We start from the raw sequence: 21,525 nt of genomic DNA on the forward strand, positions 1-21,525 counted from the left end.
CGTGCGAGGCGCGAACGGGCGGGCGTGGCGTGAGGCGGTCATGCGTGTTGCGGTGTATTTGCGTGGCGCCGAGACGCTCGACGAGCGCGTTGGCGTCCCCCTGGCCTGCATGTGTCCGCTTCAGGGTAGAAGCGCGAGTCATTCCATTCCAATAAAGCATTTTGCGGGAGCTATCTCGGCTTGGAATGCTGCAGTGCGGCGCTAGCGTCTGCTTCGTCACGCTCCGCCATGGGGGTGCCAGCGGCGATCAAAGGTTGCTCCATGTCGCGGCCGTGCGCCCTGGTCTCACCATCAGCGCGCACTGGCCGGAAGCCGGGGCAGGGCAGGAAATGCGCGCTGGACGCAGTCGCTGCGTTCGCAGGTCAGGCAGCCGGGCCCGATCGGCACCGCATCGTCCACCGCGCCCAGATCCCAGCCGCGCGCGTAGACCAGTTGGTGGGCATGGCGCAGGTCGCAGCCCATTGCCAACGCGAAGGTCTTGCGCGGGCGGCCGTAGCCCGGCGGCCCGCTGCTGACCTGGCGCGCCAGCCAGAAATAGCGCCGCCCGTCGGGCATGCGCGCGATCTGGGTGAGGATGCGGTCGGGCTGGTTGAAGGCTTCGTACACGATCCACAGCGGGCAGGCGCCGCCGACATGCGAGAAATGGAAGTCGGTGGCCGAGTGGCGCTTGGAGACATTGCCGGCGCGGTCCACCCGCATGAAGAAGATCGGCAAGCCCGCCGCACCGCGCCGCTGCAGGGTGCTCAGGCGATGGCAGACCGCTTCGAAACCCACTCCGAAACGATCCGCCAGCCATTCGATGTCGTAGCGCGAGGCCTGCGCGCTGTGCAGGAAATCGCTGTACGGCATCACCAGCGCGCCGGCGAAATAATTCGACAGGCCGATCCGCGACAGCGCGATGCGCTCGGCATCGGCGAAGCCGGCATCGGCGATGCGCGCCTCCAGTAGCGGGGCACACTCCAGCAAGGCCAGTTGCGCAGCCAGCTGGAACGCCTGCTGGCCGGGGCGCAGATGCGCCGGCAGCCACAGCACGCGTGCCTGCGCATCCACATGCCGCTTGTCATGGTGCAGGTCGGGCGATTCCTGCACCAGCAGGCCGTGGCGATCGGCCAGGCGTTGGCGCAACCGCAGCGGCAGGCTGTCGGTGGTCGCGCCGAGTTCGGCGTGCAGCGCTTCGGCGCGCTCGTCCAGTTCGGGCAGATGGTTGTGCGCGCGGTTGAAGTAGTCGCGTACCTGCTCGCCGGGCGACAGCGACGGCATCGCCGCATGCCCCACGCCAACCTGTACTTCCAGCGCGGCAGTGCGCTCCAGCAGATGCTGATGGGCACGCTGCAGGTCCAGCAAGGCCTGCGCCACCTGCGGCAGGTTGCCGGTGAGTGCACGCAGTTCGGGCGGCGACAAGGTATGGCCCAGGCTGCGCAACGCATCGTCCAGCGGCTCGACCAGGGCGGCCGGGTCGTCCAGGTCGTGCAGGCCGTCCAGTTCGCCCAACGTGGCCTTGAGGCGCTGCTGGATCGCCAGGGTCAGCGGCCGCTGGTTGCGCTCGATCTGGTTCAGATAGCTGGGCGACAGGCCCAGCCGGCGCGCCAGCTCGGCCTGGGTCAGGCCGTGACGCTGGCGCAGCCGCTGCAGGCGCAGGCCCAGCTGGTGTCGCAAGGGAGGAAGGGGCTGGGGCATTCGCAAACTTCGCAAAAGGTTGCAGGCAGCTTAGCGCGATTAAGCAGATCTATGGCTGGGAATGCCGGAGTGGGGTGCGAACAATGCGAAGCACTGGGCCGGCGTGGCCCGATCCCCCCCTGCGAGCGAGCCCTGTGATGAGCGACTCCGTCCCCCGCGTGTCCCTGTTGATCGATGGTGAAATGGTGGTCTCGGCCAGCGAGCAGTGGCAGGACGTGGTCAACCCCGCCGACCAGTCCGTGCTGGCGCAGGTACCGTTTGCCACTGTGGCCGAAGTCGATGCCGCCGTCGCCGCTGCCAGCCGTGCCTTCGTCAGCTGGCGCAAGACGCCGATCGGCACCCGCGCACGCATCTTTCTCAAATACCAGCAGCTGATCCGCGAGCACTTGCCCGAGCTGGCCGCGCTGCTCAGTGCCGAGCAGGGCAAGACCCTGGCCGATGCCGAGGGCGATGTGTTCCGCGGGCTGGAAGTGGTGGAGCACGCCGCGGCCATCGGCAACCTGCAGCTGGGCGAGCTGGCCAACAACGTCGCCACCGGCGTGGATACCTACAGCCTGCTGCAGCCGCTGGGCGTGTGTGCGGGCATCACCCCGTTCAACTTCCCGGCGATGATTCCGCTGTGGATGTTCCCGATGGCCATTGCGACCGGCAACACCTTCGTGCTCAAGCCGTCCGAGCAGGACCCGATGGTGACCATGCGGCTGGTGGAACTTGCCCTGGAAGCGGGTATCCCCAGGGGCGTGCTCAACGTGGTGCACGGGGGCGAAGCCGTGGTCAATGCGCTGTGCGATCACCCCGACATCAAGGCGCTGTCGTTCGTGGGTTCCACCAAGGTGGGCACGCACGTCTATCGCCGCGCATCGCTGGCCGGCAAACGCGTGCAATGCATGATGGGCGCCAAGAACCACGCCGTGGTGCTGCCGGACGCCAACCGCGAGCAGACGCTCAATGCGATGGTCGGTGCCGCATTCGGTGCTGCCGGCCAGCGCTGCATGGCCGCCTCCACGCTGGTCTTGGTCGGTGAAACGCGCGCGTGGATTCCGGAGTTGGTGAGCAAGGCCAAGAGCCTGAAAATCGGCGCCGGCAACGCCCCGGGCACCGAGGTCGGCCCGCTGATTTCCTGCGCCGCGCGCGAGCGGGTGGAAGCCTTGATCGCCTCAGGCGTGGAGCAGGGCGCCACGCTGGAACTGGACGGGCGCGCGCCGCAGGTGCCGGGTTTCGAGCAGGGCAACTTCGTCGGCCCGACGATCTTTTCCGGCGTCAAGCCCGGCATGCGCATCTACGACGAAGAAATCTTCGGGCCGGTGTTGGTCATTCTCGAAGCCGCCACGCTGGATGAGGCCATCGCGTTGGTCAATGCCAATCCCAACGGCAATGGCACCGCGCTGTTCACCCAGTCCGGCGCGGCCGCGCGGCGTTTCCAGGAAGACATCGACGTGGGCCAGGTCGGCATCAATGTGCCGATCCCGGTGCCGGTGCCACTGTTTTCCTTCACCGGCTCGCGCGCCTCCAAGCTCGGCGACCTGGGTCCGTACGGCAAGCAGGTGGTGATGTTCTACACCCAGACCAAGACCGTGACCGCGCGCTGGTTCGACGACCAGACGCTGAGCCATGGCGTCAACACCACCATCTCCCTCAAATGAGCCGATCGCCATGAATGCAGCCATCCAGCTCCACCCCAACGCGGCCGATCTGAACGACGAGCAGGAGGCCTTCCGCGCCGCCGCGCGTGACTTCGCCGACAAGGAACTTGCCCCACATGCGGCGCAGTGGGACGCCGAAGGGCACTTCCCGCGCGAGGCCATCGCCAAGGCCGCCGAACTCGGCTTTTGCGGCCTGTACACCGACGAGGGTGTCGGCGGCCTGGGCATGCGCCGGCTCGATGCGGCAGTGGTCTTCGAGGAACTGGCCACGGTCGATCCGTCCACCTCGGCCTTCATCAGCATCCACAACATGGCCACCTGGTTGATCGCCAGCTACGGTAACGAGGCGGTACGCGCGCAGTGGGGCGAGGCGATGACCAGCGGCGCCAAGCTGGGCTCGTACTGCCTGACCGAACCGGGCAGCGGTTCGGATGCGGCCTCGCTGAAGACCCGCGCGCAGCGCGATGGCGACAGTTACGTGCTCAACGGCAGCAAGGCCTTCATTTCCGGCGCCGGCGCCACCGATGTGCTGGTGGTGATGGCACGCACCGGCGAAGACGGCGCCCGTGGCATCAGCGCGTTCGCAGTGCCGGCCGATGCGCCGGGTATCAGCTACGGCCGCAAGGAAGAAAAGATGGGCTGGAACAGCCAGCCCACGCGCGGGGTGACCTTTGCCGATGTGCGCATTCCCGCCGCCAACCTGCTCGGCGAGGAGGGCGAGGGCTTCAAGATCGCGATGAAGGCGCTGGACGGCGGCCGCATCAATATCGCCGCCTGTTCGCTGGGGGCCGCGCAAGGCGCACTGGATGCCGCGCGCCGCTACATGGGCGAGCGTCGCCAGTTCGGCAAGAAACTGGCCGATTTCCAGGCCCTGCAGTTCAAGCTGGCCGATATGGCCACGCAGCTGGTGGCCGCGCGGCAGATGGTGCATACCGCCGCGCGCAAGCTCGATGCCGGCAGCCACGATGCCACCGTGTGGTGCGCGATGGCCAAGCGCTTCGCCACCGATGCCGGCTTTGCCATCTGCGACGAGGCGCTGCAGATCCACGGCGGGTATGGCTATATCCGCGAGTACCCGATCGAGCGACTGCTGCGCGACAGCCGCGTGCATCGCATCCTGGAAGGCACCAACGAAGTGATGCGCATGATCGTGGCGCGTCACCTGCTCAACGGCGAGGAGGAACTGCGATGAGCGATTGGGAAGGACGCGTCCATACCGGCCTGCAGGTCGAGCGCGATGGCCATGTGGCCATCGTCACGCTGAGCAACCCGCCGGCCAATACCTGGACCGTGCAGAGCCTGGCTGCCTTGCGCGACCTGGTGCATGCGCTGGATGCCGACCGCAGCGTGTACGCGCTGGTGATCACCGGCCAAGGCGAGAAGTTCTTCAGCGCCGGCGCCGACCTCAAGCAGTTCGCCAATGGCGACCAGGCCGTGGCGCGCGAGGCGGCGCGTCGCTTCGGCGAAGGTTTCGAGGCGTTGAGTGCGTTCCGCGGCGTGTCGATTGCCGCCATCAACGGCTATGCCATGGGCGGCGGGCTGGAATGCGCGCTGGCCTGCGATCTGCGCATTGCCGAGCAGCACGCACAGCTCGCCTTGCCGGAAGCCAGCGTCGGCCTGCTGCCATGCGCCGGCGGTACGCAAAACCTGCCGCGCTTGGTCGGCGAGGGCTGGGCCAAGCGCATGATCCTGCTCGGCGAACGCATCGATGCCGCCACTGCGCAGCGCATCGGATTGGTGGAAGAAGTTGTCGGTCAGGGCGAGTCGCGCGCATTGGCGATCGCCTGGGCGCAGCGTGCCGGCAAGCAGAGCCCGGTCAGTGTTGCGGCCTGTAAGCGGTTGGTGCAGGCCACCCGCACCGGCACCCATGCCGCAGCCCTGGTGGCCGAACGCGAGGCCTTCGTGGATCTGTTCGAGCAGGCCGACCAGGCCGAAGGCGTTGCCGCGTTCCTGGAAAAACGCGCGCCGCGCTGGAGCGCGCCCTGATGGCCCAGACCAGCACACGCGAAGATGCGCCGGTGCTGTTCGAGCAGCGCGACTGCGCCGATGGGCATTGCATCGGCATCGCCACCTTGAACGCGCCCAAGACCCTCAACGGGTTGTCGCTGGAGATGACGCGGCTGCTGGACGCGCAATTGCGGGCCTGGGCCGATGATGCGCAGATTGCCTGCGTGGTGTTGCGTGGCGCCGGCGACAAGGCCTTGTGTGCTGGCGGCGATCTGCATGGGCTCTACCAAAGCATGCGCGCGCATCGCGATGCAGTACCCGAGGCTGCGCAGCGACGCGCCAGGCCACAGGACAATGCGCATGCGGCTGCCTTCTTCGAAGAAGAATATCGGCTGGACTACCGCATCCACACCTATCCCAAGCCGGTGCTGTGCTGGGGCCATGGCATCGTGATGGGCGGCGGCATCGGGCTGATGTCCGGCGCCAGCCATCGCGTCGTCACCGAGCGCTCGCGCCTGGCCATGCCCGAAATCACTGTTGGCCTGTTCCCGGACGTGGGCGGCAGCTGGCTGCTGCGTCGCGTGCCGGACGGCGCCGGCCTGTTCCTGGCGTTGACCGGGGCCCCACTCAATGCCAGCGATGCCATCCATGCCGGGTTGGCGGATGTGCAGTTGGAGCATGCGCAGTTTCCGGCGGTGCTGGAAGCGCTGGTCGCGCACGCGTGGAGCGGCGATGCGCAGGAGGATCGCGCGCAACTGGGCGCGTTCCTGCAAGGCCTGGCACAGCCGCTGGAGCCGGGTCCGTTGCAACTGCATGCGGGGTTGATTGCGCAACTGGTGTCTGGCGACACGCTGGAGCAGGTCGTCGCGGCCATCGACGCCCTGCAGAGCGAAGATGCCTGGCTGCAGGCCGCGCGCACCACGCTGGCCGCCGGTTCGCCGGGTTCGGCACGTTTGGCCTGGGAGCTGCAACGTCATCCCGGTACCGCCACGCTGGCCGACACGTTTCGTACCGAGTATGTGGTTGCGCTGCATGCCGCCGCGCATGGCGATTTTGCCGAAGGCATCCGTGCGCTGCTGATCGACAAGGACCGCCAGCCGCGCTGGCAACCAGCATCGCTGGGCGAAGCCGATGCAGCGTGGGCAGCAACCTTCTTCGACGCCCCCTGGCCGGCGGAGCAGCATCCGTTGGCCAATCTGGGCACCGGCTAGGCACCGCGACGCGCGGCAGCGCGCAGGCAGGCATGCGTGCGCCCTGTATCCGTGCAGCCGCGAGGTCGCTGCTGCACGGGTGCAATCCGTTTCTTCTTCCGATGCATGCTCCAACCTGGAGATCGACACGATGAGCAAGATCGCCTTTATCGGCCTGGGCAACATGGGTGGCCCGATGGCCGCCAACCTGATCAAGGCCGGCCACCAGTTGCGTGTGTTCGACCTGATGCCTGCTGCGCTGGACGCTGCTGCGGCCGCCGGCGCGCAGGCGGCCGGCTCGGCGCACGACACCCTGGCCGATGCCGAGATCGTCATGTCGATGTTGCCGGCCAGCCGCCACGTGGAAGGCCTGTACCTGGGCGATGGCGGCATCCTGGCGCAGATTCCGGACGGCGCGCTGGTCATCGACTGCAGCACCATCGCCCCGGTCTCCGCGCGCAAGGTGGCCGACGCCGCGCACGCGCGCGGGTTGGCGATGCTGGACGCCCCGGTCTCCGGTGGCACTGCCGGTGCGGCGGCCGGCACGCTGACCTTCATCGTCGGTGGTGCTGCCGATGCACTGGAGCGTGCGCGTCCGGTGCTGCAGGCGATGGGCAAGAACATCTTCCACGTCGGCGACAACGGCGCCGGCCAGGTCGCCAAGCTGTGCAACAACATGGCGCTGGGCGTGATCATGGCCGCCACCGGCGAGGCGCTGGCGCTGGGCGTCGCGCAAGGTCTGGACCCGGCGGTGCTGTCGCAGATGATGGCGGTCAGCACCGGTCGCAGCTGGGCCACCGAGGTCTGCAATCCCTGGCCGGGCGTGCTGCCCAACGCGCCGGCTTCGCGCGGCTACAGCGGTGGCTTCGGCAATGATTTGATGCTCAAGGATCTGGGGCTGGTAGCCGAATCGGCGGTGCAGGCTGGCGTCTCGATCCCGCTGGGCGAGCTGGCGCGCAATCTATATGCGATGAACAGCCAGGCCGGTAACGGTGGCCTGGATTTTTCCAGCGTGGTCAAGCTGGTGGCCAAGGTTTGAGAGTGGCTTATATAGCCACTGCGCCCATCACCAATTGGGCGTCGCTGGCGTTGTAATTCGCCTCCTTGGTGTGATCGAACAGGGGGCGTAGGTTGCAGAGCGATGATCTGCGGCTTGGCTGCGAGGCCCTTGCCCGCCCACCATCGCGGGACACGCCGCAAGTACCTCCATGTAGGCTCTTATGCGGCATCCATGCCGCATAAGGTCCCGCGACGGTAAGCAGGCAAGGGCCTGTCGAGATGGTTGGTATGCATGCTTGCAAGCAGTGCATGCAGCGTGGTGTCTGAGGAAGCGCGGTCTGGTCAGCCTCTTCCACCCGAGCAATCGCACTGCCATTACGACCTCACTCCACCCGAAAATGAAGGCAGTGGGATCAGTACGTAACGCCATTGCGACGGTGTTCGAACGCTTTTGTCAGCCGCTTCACGTTGCTACCCGGCCTGGGCAATACGGCGCAGTGCCGCGTTCGCGTGATGTGATTTCATCACGCACAGGTGTAATAGTCTCCGCATGCCCGCGCGCCTACTGTGTGCGCGCACTGCACGAGGCCGCACATCATGGGACACGACCACAACCACGCCCCCAGCGACATCCGCCACGAAGCACCGCTGTGGTGGGCGCTCGGCCTGACGGCGACCTTCCTGGTGGCCGAAGTCATCGGTGCGTTCGTGTCCAACAGCCTGGCCTTGCTGTCCGATGCCGCGCATATGGCCACCGACACGCTCGGCTTGATGATCGCGTTGCTCGCCGTGCGCCTGAGCCGGCGCCCGGCCGACGCACGCCGTACCTACGGTTATGTGCGCCTTGAAGCGCTGGGGGCACTGGTCAATGGCGCACTGCTGTTCGGCGTTGGTGCCTACATCCTGTGGGAAGCCGCGCAACGCTTTCGCGCGCCACAGGACATTTCCTCCAACGGCATGCTGTTGATCGCCGGGCTCGGCCTGGCGATCAATCTGATCGCCATGAAGCTGCTGCACGCCGGCAGCGGCGAAAGCCTCAACGTCAAGGGTGCCTACCTGGAGGTCTGGAGCGACATGCTCGGCTCGGTGGCGGTGATCGTCGGCGCCTTGCTGATCCGCTGGACCGGCTGGCAGTGGATCGACCCGGTACTGGCCGTGCTGATCGGCCTGTGGGTGCTGCCGCGCACCTGGGTGCTGCTGCGCGAAGCGATCAACGTCTTGCTGGAAGGTGTGCCCAAGGGCATCGACCTGGCGCAGGTACGTCAGGCCCTGATCGGCTACCCGGGCGTGGACGATGTGCACGACCTGCATGTCTGGGCGCTGGCCTCCAGCACGCCTGCACTCACCGCGCACGTGGTGGTGGGCGAGTCCACCGACCGCGACCGCCTGCGCGACGCGCTCGGCACGCTCCTGCACGAACGCTTCGACATCGCCCACGTCACCTTGCAGGTGGAAAGTGGCGATTGCGGCACGCCGCCGTGTGGCACGCCGCAGCCCGCGCACGACGCCATGCCATCCGGCCACGTGCAGGGGCATTCCACGTCGCAGTCGCATGCCGGTCATGCGCATGCCTCATCGCATTCCGATGGGACTCATTCCCACGGAAATCACGCACATGGGCACTCCCATGCCCACGATGGCCACAGCCACTAAGCTGGCGAGACCCTAAAAAGGCGTGCGGCATCCAGGCCCCCGGCGGCTGTAGCGGGCGGGTGGTGCGACAGTCAGTGCTGTCGTCGCGCGCAAGGCGGTTGCACCAGCTTCCAGACCGTATGATCGAACCAGGACAGGTCCGAAACGGGGGAGATGTGATGGCAGCACAGGTCGAGCAACTCAACGCGCGCATCGCCGAGTTGATGCAGCAGGCGGGTGCCGAAGCATCGGCGGGGCGCTGGCAGCAGGCAGAGCAGTTGTGGCAACAGGTGCGACAGCTGGCGCCTGCGCATCCGCAGGCCCTGTACAGCCTCGGGGTGCACGCGCATCAGCGAGGCGATGCACTGGCCGCCCTCGAGTTTCTGCAAGGCGCGCGCGCAAGCGGCCCTGCCGATCCGATGATCGTGCTGACCATCGCCGTGGTGAAGCAGGCGCAGGGCGATATCGATGGGGAATGGCAGGCGATCAGCGCGGCGCTGACGATCGATCCTTACTTCTTGCCCGCTTTGCTGGCCAAGGCGGCGTTTCTCGACGCGCGCGGCAAGACACGTGCGGCCGCCGGTGTCTACCGCGATGCGCTCAAAGTCGCACCGCCGGAGCCGCAATGGCCGGCGGTCCTGCGGCGCAAGCTCGCACGCGCAAGCCAGGCGGTGGAGCAGGACACGCTGGAGCTGGAAGCGCAGCTGCGTGCCGTTCTGCAGGCCCCGCGCGCGTCGGTGGATGCTGCACTCCACGGGCGCTGGGACGAGGCGGCAGCGATCGCATGCGGCCGGAGTCGGCCGTTCCATTCCCAATCCAATCGCCTGCATATTCCCCGGCTACCGGCGGTGACCTTTCATGACACCGCGGCGTTTCCGTGGGTCGCTGCCCTGCAGGAACAGACAGCTGCCATCACCGAAGAATTGCACGCGGCGATGCACGGCGACAGGGAGGGGTTCGCGCCCTACATCGCCTACGCCGCCGGTCAGCCGGTGAACCAGTGGCAGGCGCTCAACCACTCGCCCGCATGGAGCTCGTATCCGCTCTGGCAGCACGGCCAGCCCGTCCAGTCGCACGTGCAGCGTTGCCCCGTCACCGCCGCAGCGCTGTCCCTGGTTGATGCGGCACGGATCGATGGGGTCTGCCCCAACGCGATGTTTTCGGTGCTTGCGCCGCACACCGTGATCCCCCCGCATTATGGCGAAACCAATGCACGCCTGGTGGCGCATTTGCCGTTGATCGTGCCGGAGGGCTGCAGCTTCCGGGTGGGCTTTGATTGGCGTCGCTGGGAGGTCGGGCAGGTGCTGGTGTTCGATGATTCGATCGAGCATGAGGCGCGCAACGACAGCGCGCAGACGCGCGTCGTGCTGATCTTCGATGTGTGGAATCCATTGCTCAGCAACGAAGAGCGCGCCATGGTCAATGCGATGGAGACGGTCATCGCCAGCCACCGCGCCGGATGAGCGCCGGCCGGCAGGTGCTCACTCCGCGATGGCGACCCCGGCTCGGGTGAGCGCGTCCCGCAACGGGGACAGTTGCGCGGCGTAAGCACGCCAGCGGCCCGACGCTTCACTGTGCAGCGGCCGGCGTACCTGCCAGTAGCTGGCGGTTCTGACCGCATTGCGCGCGCGATGGAAGTCCAGGCATTCCGGCTCCCAGGGCAGCTGCAGGAAGTCGAGCAGTGCGCGCAGCGTGGGCTCCGGGGCAGCAACGAAGGCGTCGTAATCGAAGGTGTGGATGCTGTCCGGATACAGCGCCAGCCAATGGCGCATCAGTTGCGCATAGCTTGCATAGAAGTGGCCAATATCCTCCAGCTTGCCCGCATAGCCGAACTGGTGCGGATTGAGTTGCTGCATGAAGATCGACAGCCCGGTGTCCAGTGGGTGGCGACGGGTGTGCACGATCCTGGCCAGAGGAAACAGCCGCTTGATCAGGCCGATCAGTTGAAAGTTGTCCGGACGCTTGTCGGTGATGTAGCGCAGCTGGGCCTGTTCCGGCACCGCCATCGCCACGCGTTGTCGATAGCGGGCTGCCAGTTGCGTCAGCATCTGCCCGGACAGCGCGTGCGCGGCCTGTGGAAACGGCGAGAGCGTCTGCGCAACCAGGCGCGGCAGCGCATCCAGCTCGCCGCCTGCGGCGATGTTCGGGTGGCGCGAAAGCACCTGCTCAAGCAAGGTCGAGCCGGAACGGAACATCCCGCAGATAAACAAGGGCTCTGTCGTGTCGTGTGCAGCGGCCAAGGTGTCGTGCCGGTGCTCCGGGCTGTCTTGCGCAAACACACAGGTCAGATCGGAAAAAAACTGCTCGATCCGCTGCGGGTCATAGCGCCTGGCCCGCGTGTGACCGTGGCGGTTGGCCGTGCTTGCCGCCGCGAAGGCAAGCTGATGCAGCCCCAGGCGATCATAGGCCTGCGCCAGCGCATGCGAGATGGTACTCATCAGCGCTGCGTCCTGGCCCCCCACTGCGACTGCGCGGGCGAGACTGACCAGCCGCGCATCCGTCGCATGCGTGGGAGGGTCCAGATGCAGCAGGCGCGCGCCGGCCTGCAGTTGCAGTGCATGGGTCGACGCGTCGGCATGGGCAATGCCGATGAGTCGCGAATACGCCGCGATCGCCTGATCGCGGTCTCCCAACTCCTCGTGCAGATTGCCGAGATTGAGCAACGCGGGCGGATAGTCCGGGCGGCAGCGCAGCGCGAGCCCGAGTTCGTGCAGCGCCAGGGTGTCCTGATGCAGCTGCTCGCTCAGCAGCGCGGCCCGGTTGAGGTGAATCTGCTCAGGGGCGTCTGCACCACACCGCAATGCCTGCCCGTACGCGTCCAGTGCCGCTGCGGCTTCGCCGGTGCGGCGTAGCAGATAGCCCAGGTTGTACCAGGCATCGGCGCAGTCGGGTTTGGTTTGCAGGATGTGTCGATAGGCGGCGATGGCCTGCGGCAGCTGTCCCTGCTGCAGAAGTTGCGCAGCCTGCTGCAAGGAAGTCTTCAAGACGCTGCCTCGACGCATGGGTACCAGGTGACTGGCTGCAGCTTAGGCGGCGCGCCTTGGCTGTTCAATCGGCACGGGAGTGTGGTGGCAATGTCCGTACCACTGGCAGGCGGTTGCCTTGTATGCTCAGGCACCCTCGAAAGGCGAAGACGCACGATGCACAAGCGGATGCTGTGGGGCCAGATGCTGCTGGGTTGCGCATGGGCTGCGGGCGCGCAGGAGGCGCCTACGCACGCCTGCGCCTCGGTGCCCGATCCAGTGCCGCGCCTGGCCTGCTATGACACCAGCTTCCCGCCAACGCCGGCGGTACGCGCTGCCGAAGCCAGCAGGGCGGTACGGGAATTCGGCCACGATGCGGCCCGCCCAGCGTCAGCGTCTGGCGACAAGCCGCCTGCGCAGGTCAGCGCCGCCGTGCTTGCCGTGGCGTATCGGACCGACGGCACCCGCATCGTGACACTGGATAACCAGCAGCGCTGGGCAGTGACCGAACCCACCAGTCGCGGTCACGTGGCCGAGCGTGATGTGGTGACGATCCGAAAGGCGGCGATGGGCAGCTTCATGCTGGTCACCCCGGGCGGTGTCGCACTGCGCGCGCGCCGCGTGGATTGATCTGGCGCATGAGCAACGTGGGCGACAAGGAGAAAGACGTGAGTGGAACTCCGCGAGAGCGCATCCTGCGCGATGGATATCAGCTGCTGCGCCAGGGGCGTTACCGCGAAGCGGTCGAACTGGCCGAGCGCGCCTGCGCGGATCGCCCCATGGATGCGCACCTGCTTGAGCTGGCCAGCGAAGCCTGGCTGGCCAACGGCGATCCGGACACTGCAGCCGAACGCATCGAGACGGCCGCATCGGTTGCGACGTCGCCAGTTCCGCTGCTGATCAAGTACGGCAGTTTGCTGGTGCAGCTGCGCCGCCGCCGCGAGGCTCGCATGGTCGCGCATCGGGCGCAGGCGCTGTCGGCACGGGATGGTGCAGCGCTCTGGCAGATCGGTACGCTGCATAGCGGCTGCCAGGACGTGGCTGCGGCGCGCGATGCCTATCGGGATGCGCTGGCGCTACTGGGCGAACAGCCACGGCTGATGTACGACCTTGCAACGATGCAGTTCTTCAGCGGCGAATTCGAAGCGGCAGAGCGCGTCCTGGACCGGCTGTTGCAGCTGATGCCAGGCGCCGGCGACGCCCTTTACCTGCGCGCCACGCTGCGCCGGCAGACCGTGCAGCAACATCACCTGGACGACCTGCGTCGCAGGCTGGCCGCCTCCGCGCTCGATCCACCGGCCAGGGCGGCAGGCCTGTTTGCGCTGGCCAAGGAGCTGGAGGATCTCGGGCAACACGCTGAGTCGTTCGAGGCACTGACTGCCGCGGCGGCATGCAAGCGTGCAACCCTGCAGTACGACGTCGCCGCCGAATGCGCGCATATCGCTGCAATACGGGATGCCTACAGGCAACACACGTTGCAGTCCTTGCGTCCGGGGCAGGGGGGGGAAGGCGTGATCTTCATCGTCGGCTTGCCGCGATCGGGAACTACGCTGCTCGAACGGCTCCTCGTGCAGCGTGGTGGAGCACGTTCAGCGGGTGAGCTGATGGATTTCGCCGCCGTCCTCGGGGCGGCGACATCCCGCGTGATGTCTGGTGATCCGGGGAAGATGACTGCAGCACAGGCGTCGCTGCAGATCGACTTCGCCGCACTTGGTGCGGAGTATGTTCGCGGCGCGAGCGAGGTCGTGCAGGGGCATCCGGTACTGATCGACAAGATGCCGATCAACTATCTCTACTGTGGAATGATCGCCACCGCGTTGCCCAAGGCCCGCATCGTCCATCTGGTGCGCGACCCGCTCGACACCTGCTACGCCATGTACAAGACGTTGTTCTACAACGCCTATCCGTTTTCGTACAGGCTCGACGAGATTGCCGAGTACTACCTCGCATACCGGCAGACCATGCAGCACTGGCACACCGTGCTGCCCGGACAGATTCTGGATGTGCGCTACGAGGACCTGGTGCGCGAAACCGACAGTCAGATGGCACGCGTGCTCCAGTGGTGCGGGCTCGCGCCGGGCGAGGCACGTCCCGAACTGGACGAGGTGGCGTTTGTTACCGCAAGCGCGGCGCAGGTGCGCGGAGATGTGCATCAACGGTCGGTGCACGGCTCTCGTCGGCACCTGTCCGGGCTCGGTGTGTTGGTCGATCGGCTACGGGGGGGCGGCGTCGAGCTGGCGGATTTGAAAGAATCTGGCTGAGCCCGCGATGGAAAAGCGAGCTGCAGCAGACTACTTGTTGGTCCAGGGCGCAGGCCGGACCAGCGCACCTTTCTGGGGAATCTGTGCACCGCTGAGGCGCATGATTTAACGGGGCTTTAATTTCCCTCAACATCGTCTTAACATCGGGTTGGCAACTTTTTTGGGCGCCTATTCGCCCTCGTTAGCCAATGTGGCCTGCGCTTTTTGGGCGCTCGCCAACGTCGTCGCAGTGGTTCCGCACCTGTGCCTCCCCAGAGCCAGGTCTTGCCCTGCGCTATCCGTTCGGACTGTCGGAGAGAGAGATGAGATTGAAGACCAGCAAACTGCGTGACGCGATCAGGGTATCGCTCACGGTTGGCGCCGCTGCACTGGCTTTTACAGGTGCCGCGATGGCGCAAGACGCGCCATCGGCTGATGCAAAGACGCTGGATACGATTACGGTCAGTCCTACTGGCACGCGTATCAAGAGCCAGACAATGACTGCCTCCAGCCCGGTGGCGGAAATCAACAAGGAAGAATTCCAGTACACCGGCTCGACCAAGGTCGAAGATCTGATCAATCAGTATCCGCAGCTTGCAGCGTCGTTCGACAATTTTTCCAATAACGGTTCCTTGGGCTATGCAACGGTCGACCTGCGCGGGCTGGGCGCGCAGCGCACACTGACCCTCGTCAATGGCCGGCGTATTCCCAAAGGCATCGGCGAAAGTCCGGATATCAGCATCATTCCTGCAGCGTTGGTGCGCCGCGTGGACGTCCTGACCGGCGGTGCGTCTGCGGTGTACGGCTCGGACGCCGTTGCTGGCGTGGTCAACTTCGTGCTGGATGACGAGTTCGAAGGCGTCAACGTGGACATTGGCTACAACGCCTATCAGCACGACAACGGCAACAAGCTGATGCGCGGGTTGATGGATGAGGCCGGCTACGATTATCCCACCGGCAATTCCGGTTTTGACGGCATCTCCCGCAATGTCGACCTCGCCATCGGCGGCAGCTTCGGCGAGTCCGGTCATGCCACGGCGTGGGCGACCTGGCGCGAGAATGATCCATTGCTGCAGGGGCAGCGCGATTACTCCGCCTGTGCGTTGAGTACGGCAGGCACCGCCTGCGGTGGCTCGGCCACTGCCGACCCGGCCAACTTCTACGTCGTGGCCCCATCGGCCGGCGCTTTCTACGTGCAACCTTCCGCAGGCGGCACCTGGTCGCAGGTGGCATCGCCGAATCTGTACAACTTTGCACCGTTGAACTATTACCAGCGGCCGGACACGCGCTACACCGCCGGTACCAACATCAAGTACGAGGTCAACGAGCACTTCAAGCCCTACCTCGAAACCTTGTTCGTCAACCGCAAGAGCTCGACCCAGATCGCGCCGTCGGGCGCATTCTTTACCGATCTCAACGTCAACTGTGCAACCTCGGTGATCGGTAGCCTGTGTAACGATGTGGGCATCACCGACGACGAGTTCACTGTCTATGTGGCCAAGCGCAACGTAGAAGGTGGCCCGCGCATCACCGACTCAGATACCAACAGCTTCAGCATCACTACCGGTGCCCAAGGCGACATCAACGACAATTGGTCCTACGACGCCTCGTTCACCTACAACCGCAGCACCACCAAATCGGAGAACCGGAACGACTTCGTCACCACCCGTGTGCGCGACGCGTTGCTGGGCTGCCAGCCGGGTTCGTTCGATGGCTGCGTTCCCTACAGCGTCTGGAACGATAGCGTGACCGCTGCGGAAGCGGAGGCGCTGCAGGGCGTGGGTATCGTCAATTACGAAACCTCGATGCGCGTGTTCAATGCCTATGTGACGGGCAACTTCGGTTACAGCCTCCCGTGGGCCGGCGATAACCCGATCAGCGTCGTGGGTGGTGTGGAAACCCGTAACGAGACCTTCAGGCGCATTGCCGACAGCAATATGCAGATCGGCAACTTCACCGGCCTGGGTGGTCCTACCTCCAATGTTTCTGGCGATATCGGCGTCAAGGAGCTGTTCCTGGAAGGTGCCGTACCCCTGCTGGCCAACGTAGGTAGCCTGGATCATCTCGACATGCAGCTCGGCTACCGTTACTCCGATTACGATATTTCTGGCGGTGTGAGTACCTACAAGGCCGGTCTGGGCGCGACATTCGTGGATGGCAAATACCATCTGCGTGCAGGGTGGAACCGTGCGATCCGCGCTCCCAACGTGACCGAGCTGTACAACGAAAATACGATCAACCTGTGGAGTGGTAGCGACCCCTGCGCCGGTGCCAATCCGGTCTTCACCCAGGCCCAGTGCGCCAATACGGGCGTGACGGCAGCGCAGTACGGTCGCGTTGCAGCCAACCCGGCCGGCCAGTACAACGAGATCGGCGGCGGCAATACGGCGTTGCAGCCGGAAACGGCCAATACCTGGACCGTCGGTTTCGCTGCCAGTCCGGTCAAGGGCCTGGACCTGAGCGTGGACTACTACGACATCAAGATCGACGATGCCATCCGCGCCATCGGCTCGTCCAATATCCTGACCGCCTGCGGTGTGACCGGTAACGCGGACCTGTGCAGCCGCATTCGTCGTAATGCCACGACAGGCGATCTGTTCCGCGGCAGCGACGCGGACGTCTCGGGTCTGATCTTCAATTCCCAGGACAATTTCGGCTCGTTGCACTTCCAGGGTATCGATCTGACCGCATCGTATGCATGGAGCATCGGGCCGGGGCGCCTGACCGCTTCGATGATGGGTAGTTATGCCATCAAGCAGGAATACGAGCCGGTTCCGGGCGTGCAGGAAGTGACCTACGACTGCGCAGGCGTGGTCAACGTGGCATGCAACAGTGCCGAGTGGCGGCATGTGCTGAGCACGCGCTACAGTTTCGACCGGTACACCGTTGGTTTGCGCTGGCGCTACATCGGCGAGCTGGACTACCAGAACACCGACGGCACCCGCGGCACCACCGACGTGCGCCTGGTGAACCAGGACAACAAGGTGTCGGCCTACAACTACTTCGATCTTTCCGGTTCGGTGCAGTTGGGCGATTACGTGACATGGACCCTGGGCATCAACAATATCGCCGACAAGGAACCGCCCTTGGTGGGTGGCAGCCTGACCTTCAACGGCAATTCGCTGGGTGGTTACGACCAGGCCGGGCGTTACTTCTTCACCAGTGTGGGTCTGCGTTTCTAAGCCGCATGGCCAGTAGGTAAAAAAGAACGGCGGGCTTGGCTCGCCGTTCTTTTGTGTAGTGCGTCTGCATCGATGCCATCGACACGCAGCTGCGGTGCGAACGGATCAAGGCTGACTTCAATGCATCGCCAGCCCTCCCGCGCGCGTCGGTGGCGCCTTACGCCACCGGCTGGCGCAACACCGGCGAGTCCCAGCCCGGGCGCGGGGCAAAACGTTCGCCGTAGCGGGCATGCAGTGCCTGCAGGCGTGCGAGCAGGGCATCGGCGCCGACACAGCGGATGTGCTGGATCGGGCCGCCGCGGAACGGGGCGAAGCCGGTGCCGAAGATCACGCCGGCATCGAGCAGGTCCGCATCGGCCACCACGCCATCATGCAGGCAGGCCACCGCTTCGTTGAGTAGCGGCAGGATCAGGCGGTCTTCCAGATCGGCCGGCACTTCATAGCCGCTGGCCACCTCCGGTTTGACCGCGCGGCCGTGTTCCCACTTGTACAGGCCCTGGCCGTCCTTCTTGCCGCGCTTGCCGGCTTCCACGGTCGCCAGCGCGGCTGGAATCGGCAGATGCAGGAACGGCGCCAGCTCGGCGCCGACGCCGGCCGCCACGTCCAGGCCCACGGTGTCGATCAGCTCGATCGGCCCCATCGGCATGCCGAACTTGACCGCGGTCTTGTCCAATACCGGTCCCGGGATGCCCTCGGCATAGGCAGTGGCCGCTTCGAGCAGATACGGAAACAGCACGCGGTTGACCAGGAAGCCCGGGGTGCCCGCCACCGGCACCGGGAACTTGTCCAGCGCCTTGCAGAACGCCGCCAGGCGCGCCACGTTGGCCGGATCCAGCCCGTCGTGCTGCACGATCTCCACCAGCGGCATCATCGCCACCGGGTTGAAGTAATGCAGGCCGGCGAACTGCGCCGGGCGCTGGATATGACCACGCAACTCGGTCAGAGGAATCGAAGAAGTATTGGTCGTCAGCAATGCATCGGGCTTGAGCTGCGGCTCGATCGACTGGTACAGCTCGCGCTTGGCCTGCGGATTCTCGATGATCGCCTCGATCACCAGGTCTGCCTGCGCCACCCCGGCACCGGCCAGATCGCCACGCAGGCGCGCCGCCACCACCGGGCGCTTGGCCTCGTCCTTGACCCGCTTGGCGAACAGCTCGCCGCCACGGCCCAGCGCGGTGTCGATGAAGCGCTGCTCGCGATCCTGCAGGGTGACCTCCAAGCCCTTGTAGGCGGCCCACGCCGCGATGTCGCCGCCCATCACGCCGGCGCCGATCACATGCACATGGCGGATCGGTGTGGCCGCCGCGCCGCCGGCCTCCTTGCCGCCCAGCGCCTTCAATCGCTCGGTGAGGAAGAAGATGCGGATCAGGTTGCGGGCGGCCGGGGTGCTGGCGAGCTTGACCACCGCCTTGCGCTCGGCAGCCAGGCGCGCCTGGATGCCGCTGCCGCCGGCCCGTTCCCAGACGTCGATCAACGCGTACGGCGCCGGGTAATGCTCCTTGCGCGCCTTGCGCGCGACCTGCTTGCGCATCTGCGGCGCCAGCAGCTTGCGCGCGAGCAGGGTGTTGGTGGCCCAGGCGGTGGCGCGTTGCTTGAGCGGACGCGTGGTGCCGGCCAGTGCCAGGGCAGCGGCCACGTCGACCAGCACGGCCGGTGCCGCGACCTTGTCCACCAGGCCCATGGCACGCGCGGCCTTGGCCGACACGCTGCGGCCAGTCAGCATCAGGTCCATCGCCGCAGGTGCGCCGATCAGGCGCGGCAAGCGGGCGCTGCCGCCCCAGCCGGGAAAGATGCCAAGCTTGGTTTCCGGCAGGCCGATGCGGGTGCTGCCGTCATCGGAGGCCACCCGGTAACGGCAGGCCAGCGCGATTTCGGTACCGCCGCCCATGCAGAAGCCGTGGATGGCCGCCACCGTGGGGCAGGGCAGTTCGGCCAGCTTCTGGAACACCTGCTGGCCGCGATGGATCGCATCGTTGACCGTGCCCTTGCGGTCGAAATCCTGGAATTCCTTGAGGTCGGCACCGGCAATGAAGCCGTTGGCCTTGGCCGAGCGCAGCACCACGCCCTTGGGCGGGTCCAGCGCCAGCCGTTCCACCAGTGCGCCCAGTTCGAGCAGCACCTCCTGCGAAAATGCGTTGACCGCTGCGCCCTGGCGATCAATGCTGAGCACGAGCACGCCGTCCTCGCGCAGGTCGGCCTGCCAGTGGCTGAATCGGAGCCCGTCGAAACCTGGAAGCATGCGGTTGGCCGTCCGGCGATATAAGGAAAGGCCGTTATCATCCAGAGGTTGTTTCCTTCACGTCAAATACCCATCCCTGTCGACAGGCACGGCGCGCGCGTTTGCGAGGTGCCGCTGGCTGCGCATCGGTACCGCCAGCCTGATGCGTGACGATCGTAGGGATCGGTATGAACTTTTCTCTTCAACGGCGGTCTCATTGCCCGACTTCGGTGGGCTGACAGGAGTGCGGCCCAGCATGGCCGAAGTCGATACACCTCAGGAGCTGGACCTTGAACTGGTCCGGCGTGTGCAGCGCGGCGAAAGCGCGGCGTTCGATGTGCTGGTGCGCAAGTACCAGCATCGGATCGTTGCCCTGATCGGGCGCTACATCGCCGACTGGAGCGAATGCCAGGATGTGGCCCAGGACACGTTCGTGCGCGCGTACCGCGCCATCAACAGTTTCCGCGGCGACTCCCAGTTCTATACGTGGCTGCACCGCATTGCCGTCAACACTGCCAAGAACCATCTGGTTGCGCACAACCGCCGGCCGCCCACCGACGACATCGAGATCAGCGATGCCGAGCAGTTCGATGGGGCTACCCGGTTGCGCGATACCGATACCCCGGAGCGTGAACTGATGCGACAGGAGCTGGAACAAACGGTGATGCGCGCGGTCCAAGCCCTGCCGGAAGAACTTCGGTCGGCCATCACCCTGCGCGAGGTGGAAGGCCTGAGTTACGAGGAAATCGCGCGAAAGATGGATTGCCCGATCGGAACGGTGCGCTCGCGCATCTTCCGGGCGCGCGAGGCCATCGACATCGAGCTGCGGCCTCTGCTGGAGACCGAAAGCGCCACCCGTGAGCGACACCGTGTATGAGCCATAACCCCGACATGTCCACTACCGACAAGTTCGAGCTTCACTATCGCCAGCAGCTGTCTGCGCTGGTCGATGGCGAATTGAGCGCAGACGAGTCGCGCTTCCTGTTGCGCCGGCTGGCCCACGACGACGAGCTGGCCGGTTGCCACGAGCGCTGGCAGCTATGCGGCGATGTACTGCGCGGCGCGGCCAGTGCGCCGGCCCCGCTGGATTTCGCGGCGCGGGTCCGCAGCGCGATTGCCGATGCGCGCGCACCCTTGCCGCAGCCGGCGCCGCGCGCGGCCGCACGCTGGCGGTGGGGCGGCGGCGCGGCGATTGCCGCCTCGGTCGCGGCGATCGCCATGTTCCTGGCGCGCGAGCGCCTGCCGGATCCGGCCCCGCCAGTCACCGAGGTGCCGGTGTATGCCACTGTTGCCGAGGTGCCCGCCGCAGCAGCCCGGCCAGCGGTGGCGCCCAAGGCGCCTGCAGCTCCAGGTCCGGCCAATCCCGGCGATGGCGGGGCACTGGTCGCAGCGGTCCCGGCCGCTGCGCTGGCCTCCACGCGTCGCGGTGCCGCCACCCGCAATCAGCAGGTCGCACGCAGCGCGGCGGCGCGCCAGCAGCAGGCACCGGTGCAGATGGTCGCTGCCGCTCCCCCGGCCGCGGCGAGCCCGGCGGTGTCGTCCAACCCGTTCACGCACCCGGATACCACCTTGCAGGCGCGTCCCTGGCCGCGCGCGGCACTGTCTGGCGTTGGCGACAGTCCGCTCAATGCCAGTTTCAGCCAGAGCCGCCAGGGCCCGGCGTTCTATCCGTTCGAACCAGCGCCGCAGGCGGCCCGGGCTCCCGCACCGAGCCCGTCGTCGTCGGCGCAGGGCCCGCAACACTGATCTGACGGCCGATCTTCATCCATTCGGCGCCCTCCCTCCCGTTACCTTGTCGGACCCGTGTCGCTGCACGGGTTCCGGTTCCTGTCGC

Annotated in this window: 15 protein-coding genes; 12 read left to right on the forward strand and 3 right to left on the reverse strand. The window is 66.1% G+C overall.

What is annotated here, in order from left to right:
* Positions 1-291: 291 nt before the first annotated feature.
* Positions 292-1,677: a helix-turn-helix domain-containing protein gene (locus tag HG421_RS04945; protein WP_169705466.1), complete on the reverse strand. Its 1,386-nt coding sequence runs from the start codon at positions 1,675-1,677 to the stop codon at positions 292-294.
* 137 nt (positions 1,678-1,814) lie between these two features.
* On the opposite strand from HG421_RS04945, the gene HG421_RS04950 reads away from it, so the two are divergent.
* From HG421_RS04950 to HG421_RS04980, 7 genes are all read left to right on the forward strand, one after another.
* A complete protein-coding gene (locus tag HG421_RS04950) occupies positions 1,815-3,320 on the forward strand; it encodes a CoA-acylating methylmalonate-semialdehyde dehydrogenase (RefSeq protein WP_169705467.1) in 1,506 nt (501 codons plus the stop codon).
* A 10-nt stretch (positions 3,321-3,330) separates the two neighbouring features.
* Positions 3,331-4,512, forward strand: coding sequence for an acyl-CoA dehydrogenase family protein (locus HG421_RS04955; RefSeq protein WP_169705468.1), 1,182 nt, complete (start codon positions 3,331-3,333; stop codon positions 4,510-4,512).
* Positions 4,509-5,306 carry an enoyl-CoA hydratase gene (locus HG421_RS04960; protein WP_169705469.1) on the forward strand — a complete coding sequence of 266 codons (798 nt, stop codon included), beginning with the start codon at positions 4,509-4,511 and terminating at the stop codon, positions 5,304-5,306. Before HG421_RS04955 ends, HG421_RS04960 begins: the two co-directional genes overlap by 4 nt.
* The gene (locus HG421_RS04965) at positions 5,291-6,478 is read left to right on the forward strand and encodes an enoyl-CoA hydratase/isomerase family protein (RefSeq protein ID WP_211161823.1); all 1,188 of its coding nucleotides are present in this window, start codon (positions 5,291-5,293) and stop codon (positions 6,476-6,478) included. Before HG421_RS04960 ends, HG421_RS04965 begins: the two co-directional genes overlap by 16 nt.
* Positions 6,479-6,593: 115 nt before the next feature.
* Complete coding sequence (gene mmsB / locus HG421_RS04970) at positions 6,594-7,496, forward strand: 3-hydroxyisobutyrate dehydrogenase (RefSeq protein ID WP_211161824.1); 903 nt, start codon at positions 6,594-6,596, stop codon at positions 7,494-7,496.
* Positions 7,497-8,053: 557 nt separating this feature from the next.
* Positions 8,054-9,109 (forward strand): zinc transporter, encoded by a 1,056-nt coding sequence (locus tag HG421_RS04975; RefSeq protein WP_169705472.1) that lies wholly within the window; start codon positions 8,054-8,056, stop codon positions 9,107-9,109.
* Between the two features lie 158 nt (positions 9,110-9,267).
* The gene (locus tag HG421_RS04980) at positions 9,268-10,551 is read left to right on the forward strand and encodes an aspartyl/asparaginyl beta-hydroxylase domain-containing protein (protein ID WP_169705473.1); all 1,284 of its coding nucleotides are present in this window, start codon (positions 9,268-9,270) and stop codon (positions 10,549-10,551) included.
* Between the two features lie 18 nt (positions 10,552-10,569).
* On the opposite strand, the gene HG421_RS04985 is transcribed toward HG421_RS04980, so the two are convergent.
* A complete protein-coding gene (locus HG421_RS04985) occupies positions 10,570-12,072 on the reverse strand; it encodes a sulfotransferase (protein WP_169705474.1) in 1,503 nt (500 codons plus the stop codon).
* Between the two features lie 156 nt (positions 12,073-12,228).
* On the opposite strand from HG421_RS04985, the gene HG421_RS04990 reads away from it, so the two are divergent.
* The 3 genes from HG421_RS04990 to HG421_RS05000 all read left to right on the forward strand — a co-directional run bounded on the left by HG421_RS04990 (position 12,229) and on the right by HG421_RS05000 (position 17,473).
* Complete coding sequence (locus HG421_RS04990; RefSeq protein WP_169705475.1) at positions 12,229-12,681, forward strand: hypothetical protein; 453 nt, start codon at positions 12,229-12,231, stop codon at positions 12,679-12,681.
* Positions 12,682-12,689: 8 nt separating this feature from the next.
* Positions 12,690-14,312, forward strand: coding sequence for a tetratricopeptide repeat-containing sulfotransferase family protein (locus HG421_RS04995; protein WP_169705476.1), 1,623 nt, complete (start codon positions 12,690-12,692; stop codon positions 14,310-14,312).
* Between the two features lie 302 nt (positions 14,313-14,614).
* Positions 14,615-17,473: a TonB-dependent receptor gene (locus HG421_RS05000; RefSeq protein ID WP_169705477.1), complete on the forward strand. Its 2,859-nt coding sequence runs from the start codon at positions 14,615-14,617 to the stop codon at positions 17,471-17,473.
* A gap of 157 nt (positions 17,474-17,630) precedes the next feature.
* Here the strand turns inward: HG421_RS05000 and HG421_RS05005 are convergent, their stop codons facing one another.
* Entirely contained in the window at positions 17,631-19,712 is a 2,082-nt protein-coding gene (locus HG421_RS05005; protein ID WP_169705478.1) for a 3-hydroxyacyl-CoA dehydrogenase NAD-binding domain-containing protein, read from the reverse strand.
* Positions 19,713-19,947: 235 nt separating this feature from the next.
* On the opposite strand from HG421_RS05005, the gene rpoE reads away from it, so the two are divergent.
* Both rpoE and HG421_RS05015 read left to right on the forward strand, forming a co-directional pair.
* The gene (gene rpoE, locus HG421_RS05010; RefSeq protein WP_039406677.1) at positions 19,948-20,568 is read left to right on the forward strand and encodes an RNA polymerase sigma factor RpoE; all 621 of its coding nucleotides are present in this window, start codon (positions 19,948-19,950) and stop codon (positions 20,566-20,568) included.
* Positions 20,565-21,437, forward strand: a complete 873-nt coding sequence (locus tag HG421_RS05015; RefSeq protein ID WP_169705479.1) for a sigma-E factor negative regulatory protein — start codon at positions 20,565-20,567, stop codon at positions 21,435-21,437. The genes rpoE and HG421_RS05015 overlap by 4 nt, the downstream gene beginning before the upstream one ends.
* The last annotated feature ends 88 nt before the right edge of the window (positions 21,438-21,525 follow it).

The sequence above is a fragment of the Xanthomonas campestris pv. badrii genome (assembly GCF_012848175.1).
Lineage (GTDB): Bacteria > Pseudomonadota > Gammaproteobacteria > Xanthomonadales > Xanthomonadaceae > Xanthomonas > Xanthomonas campestris_C.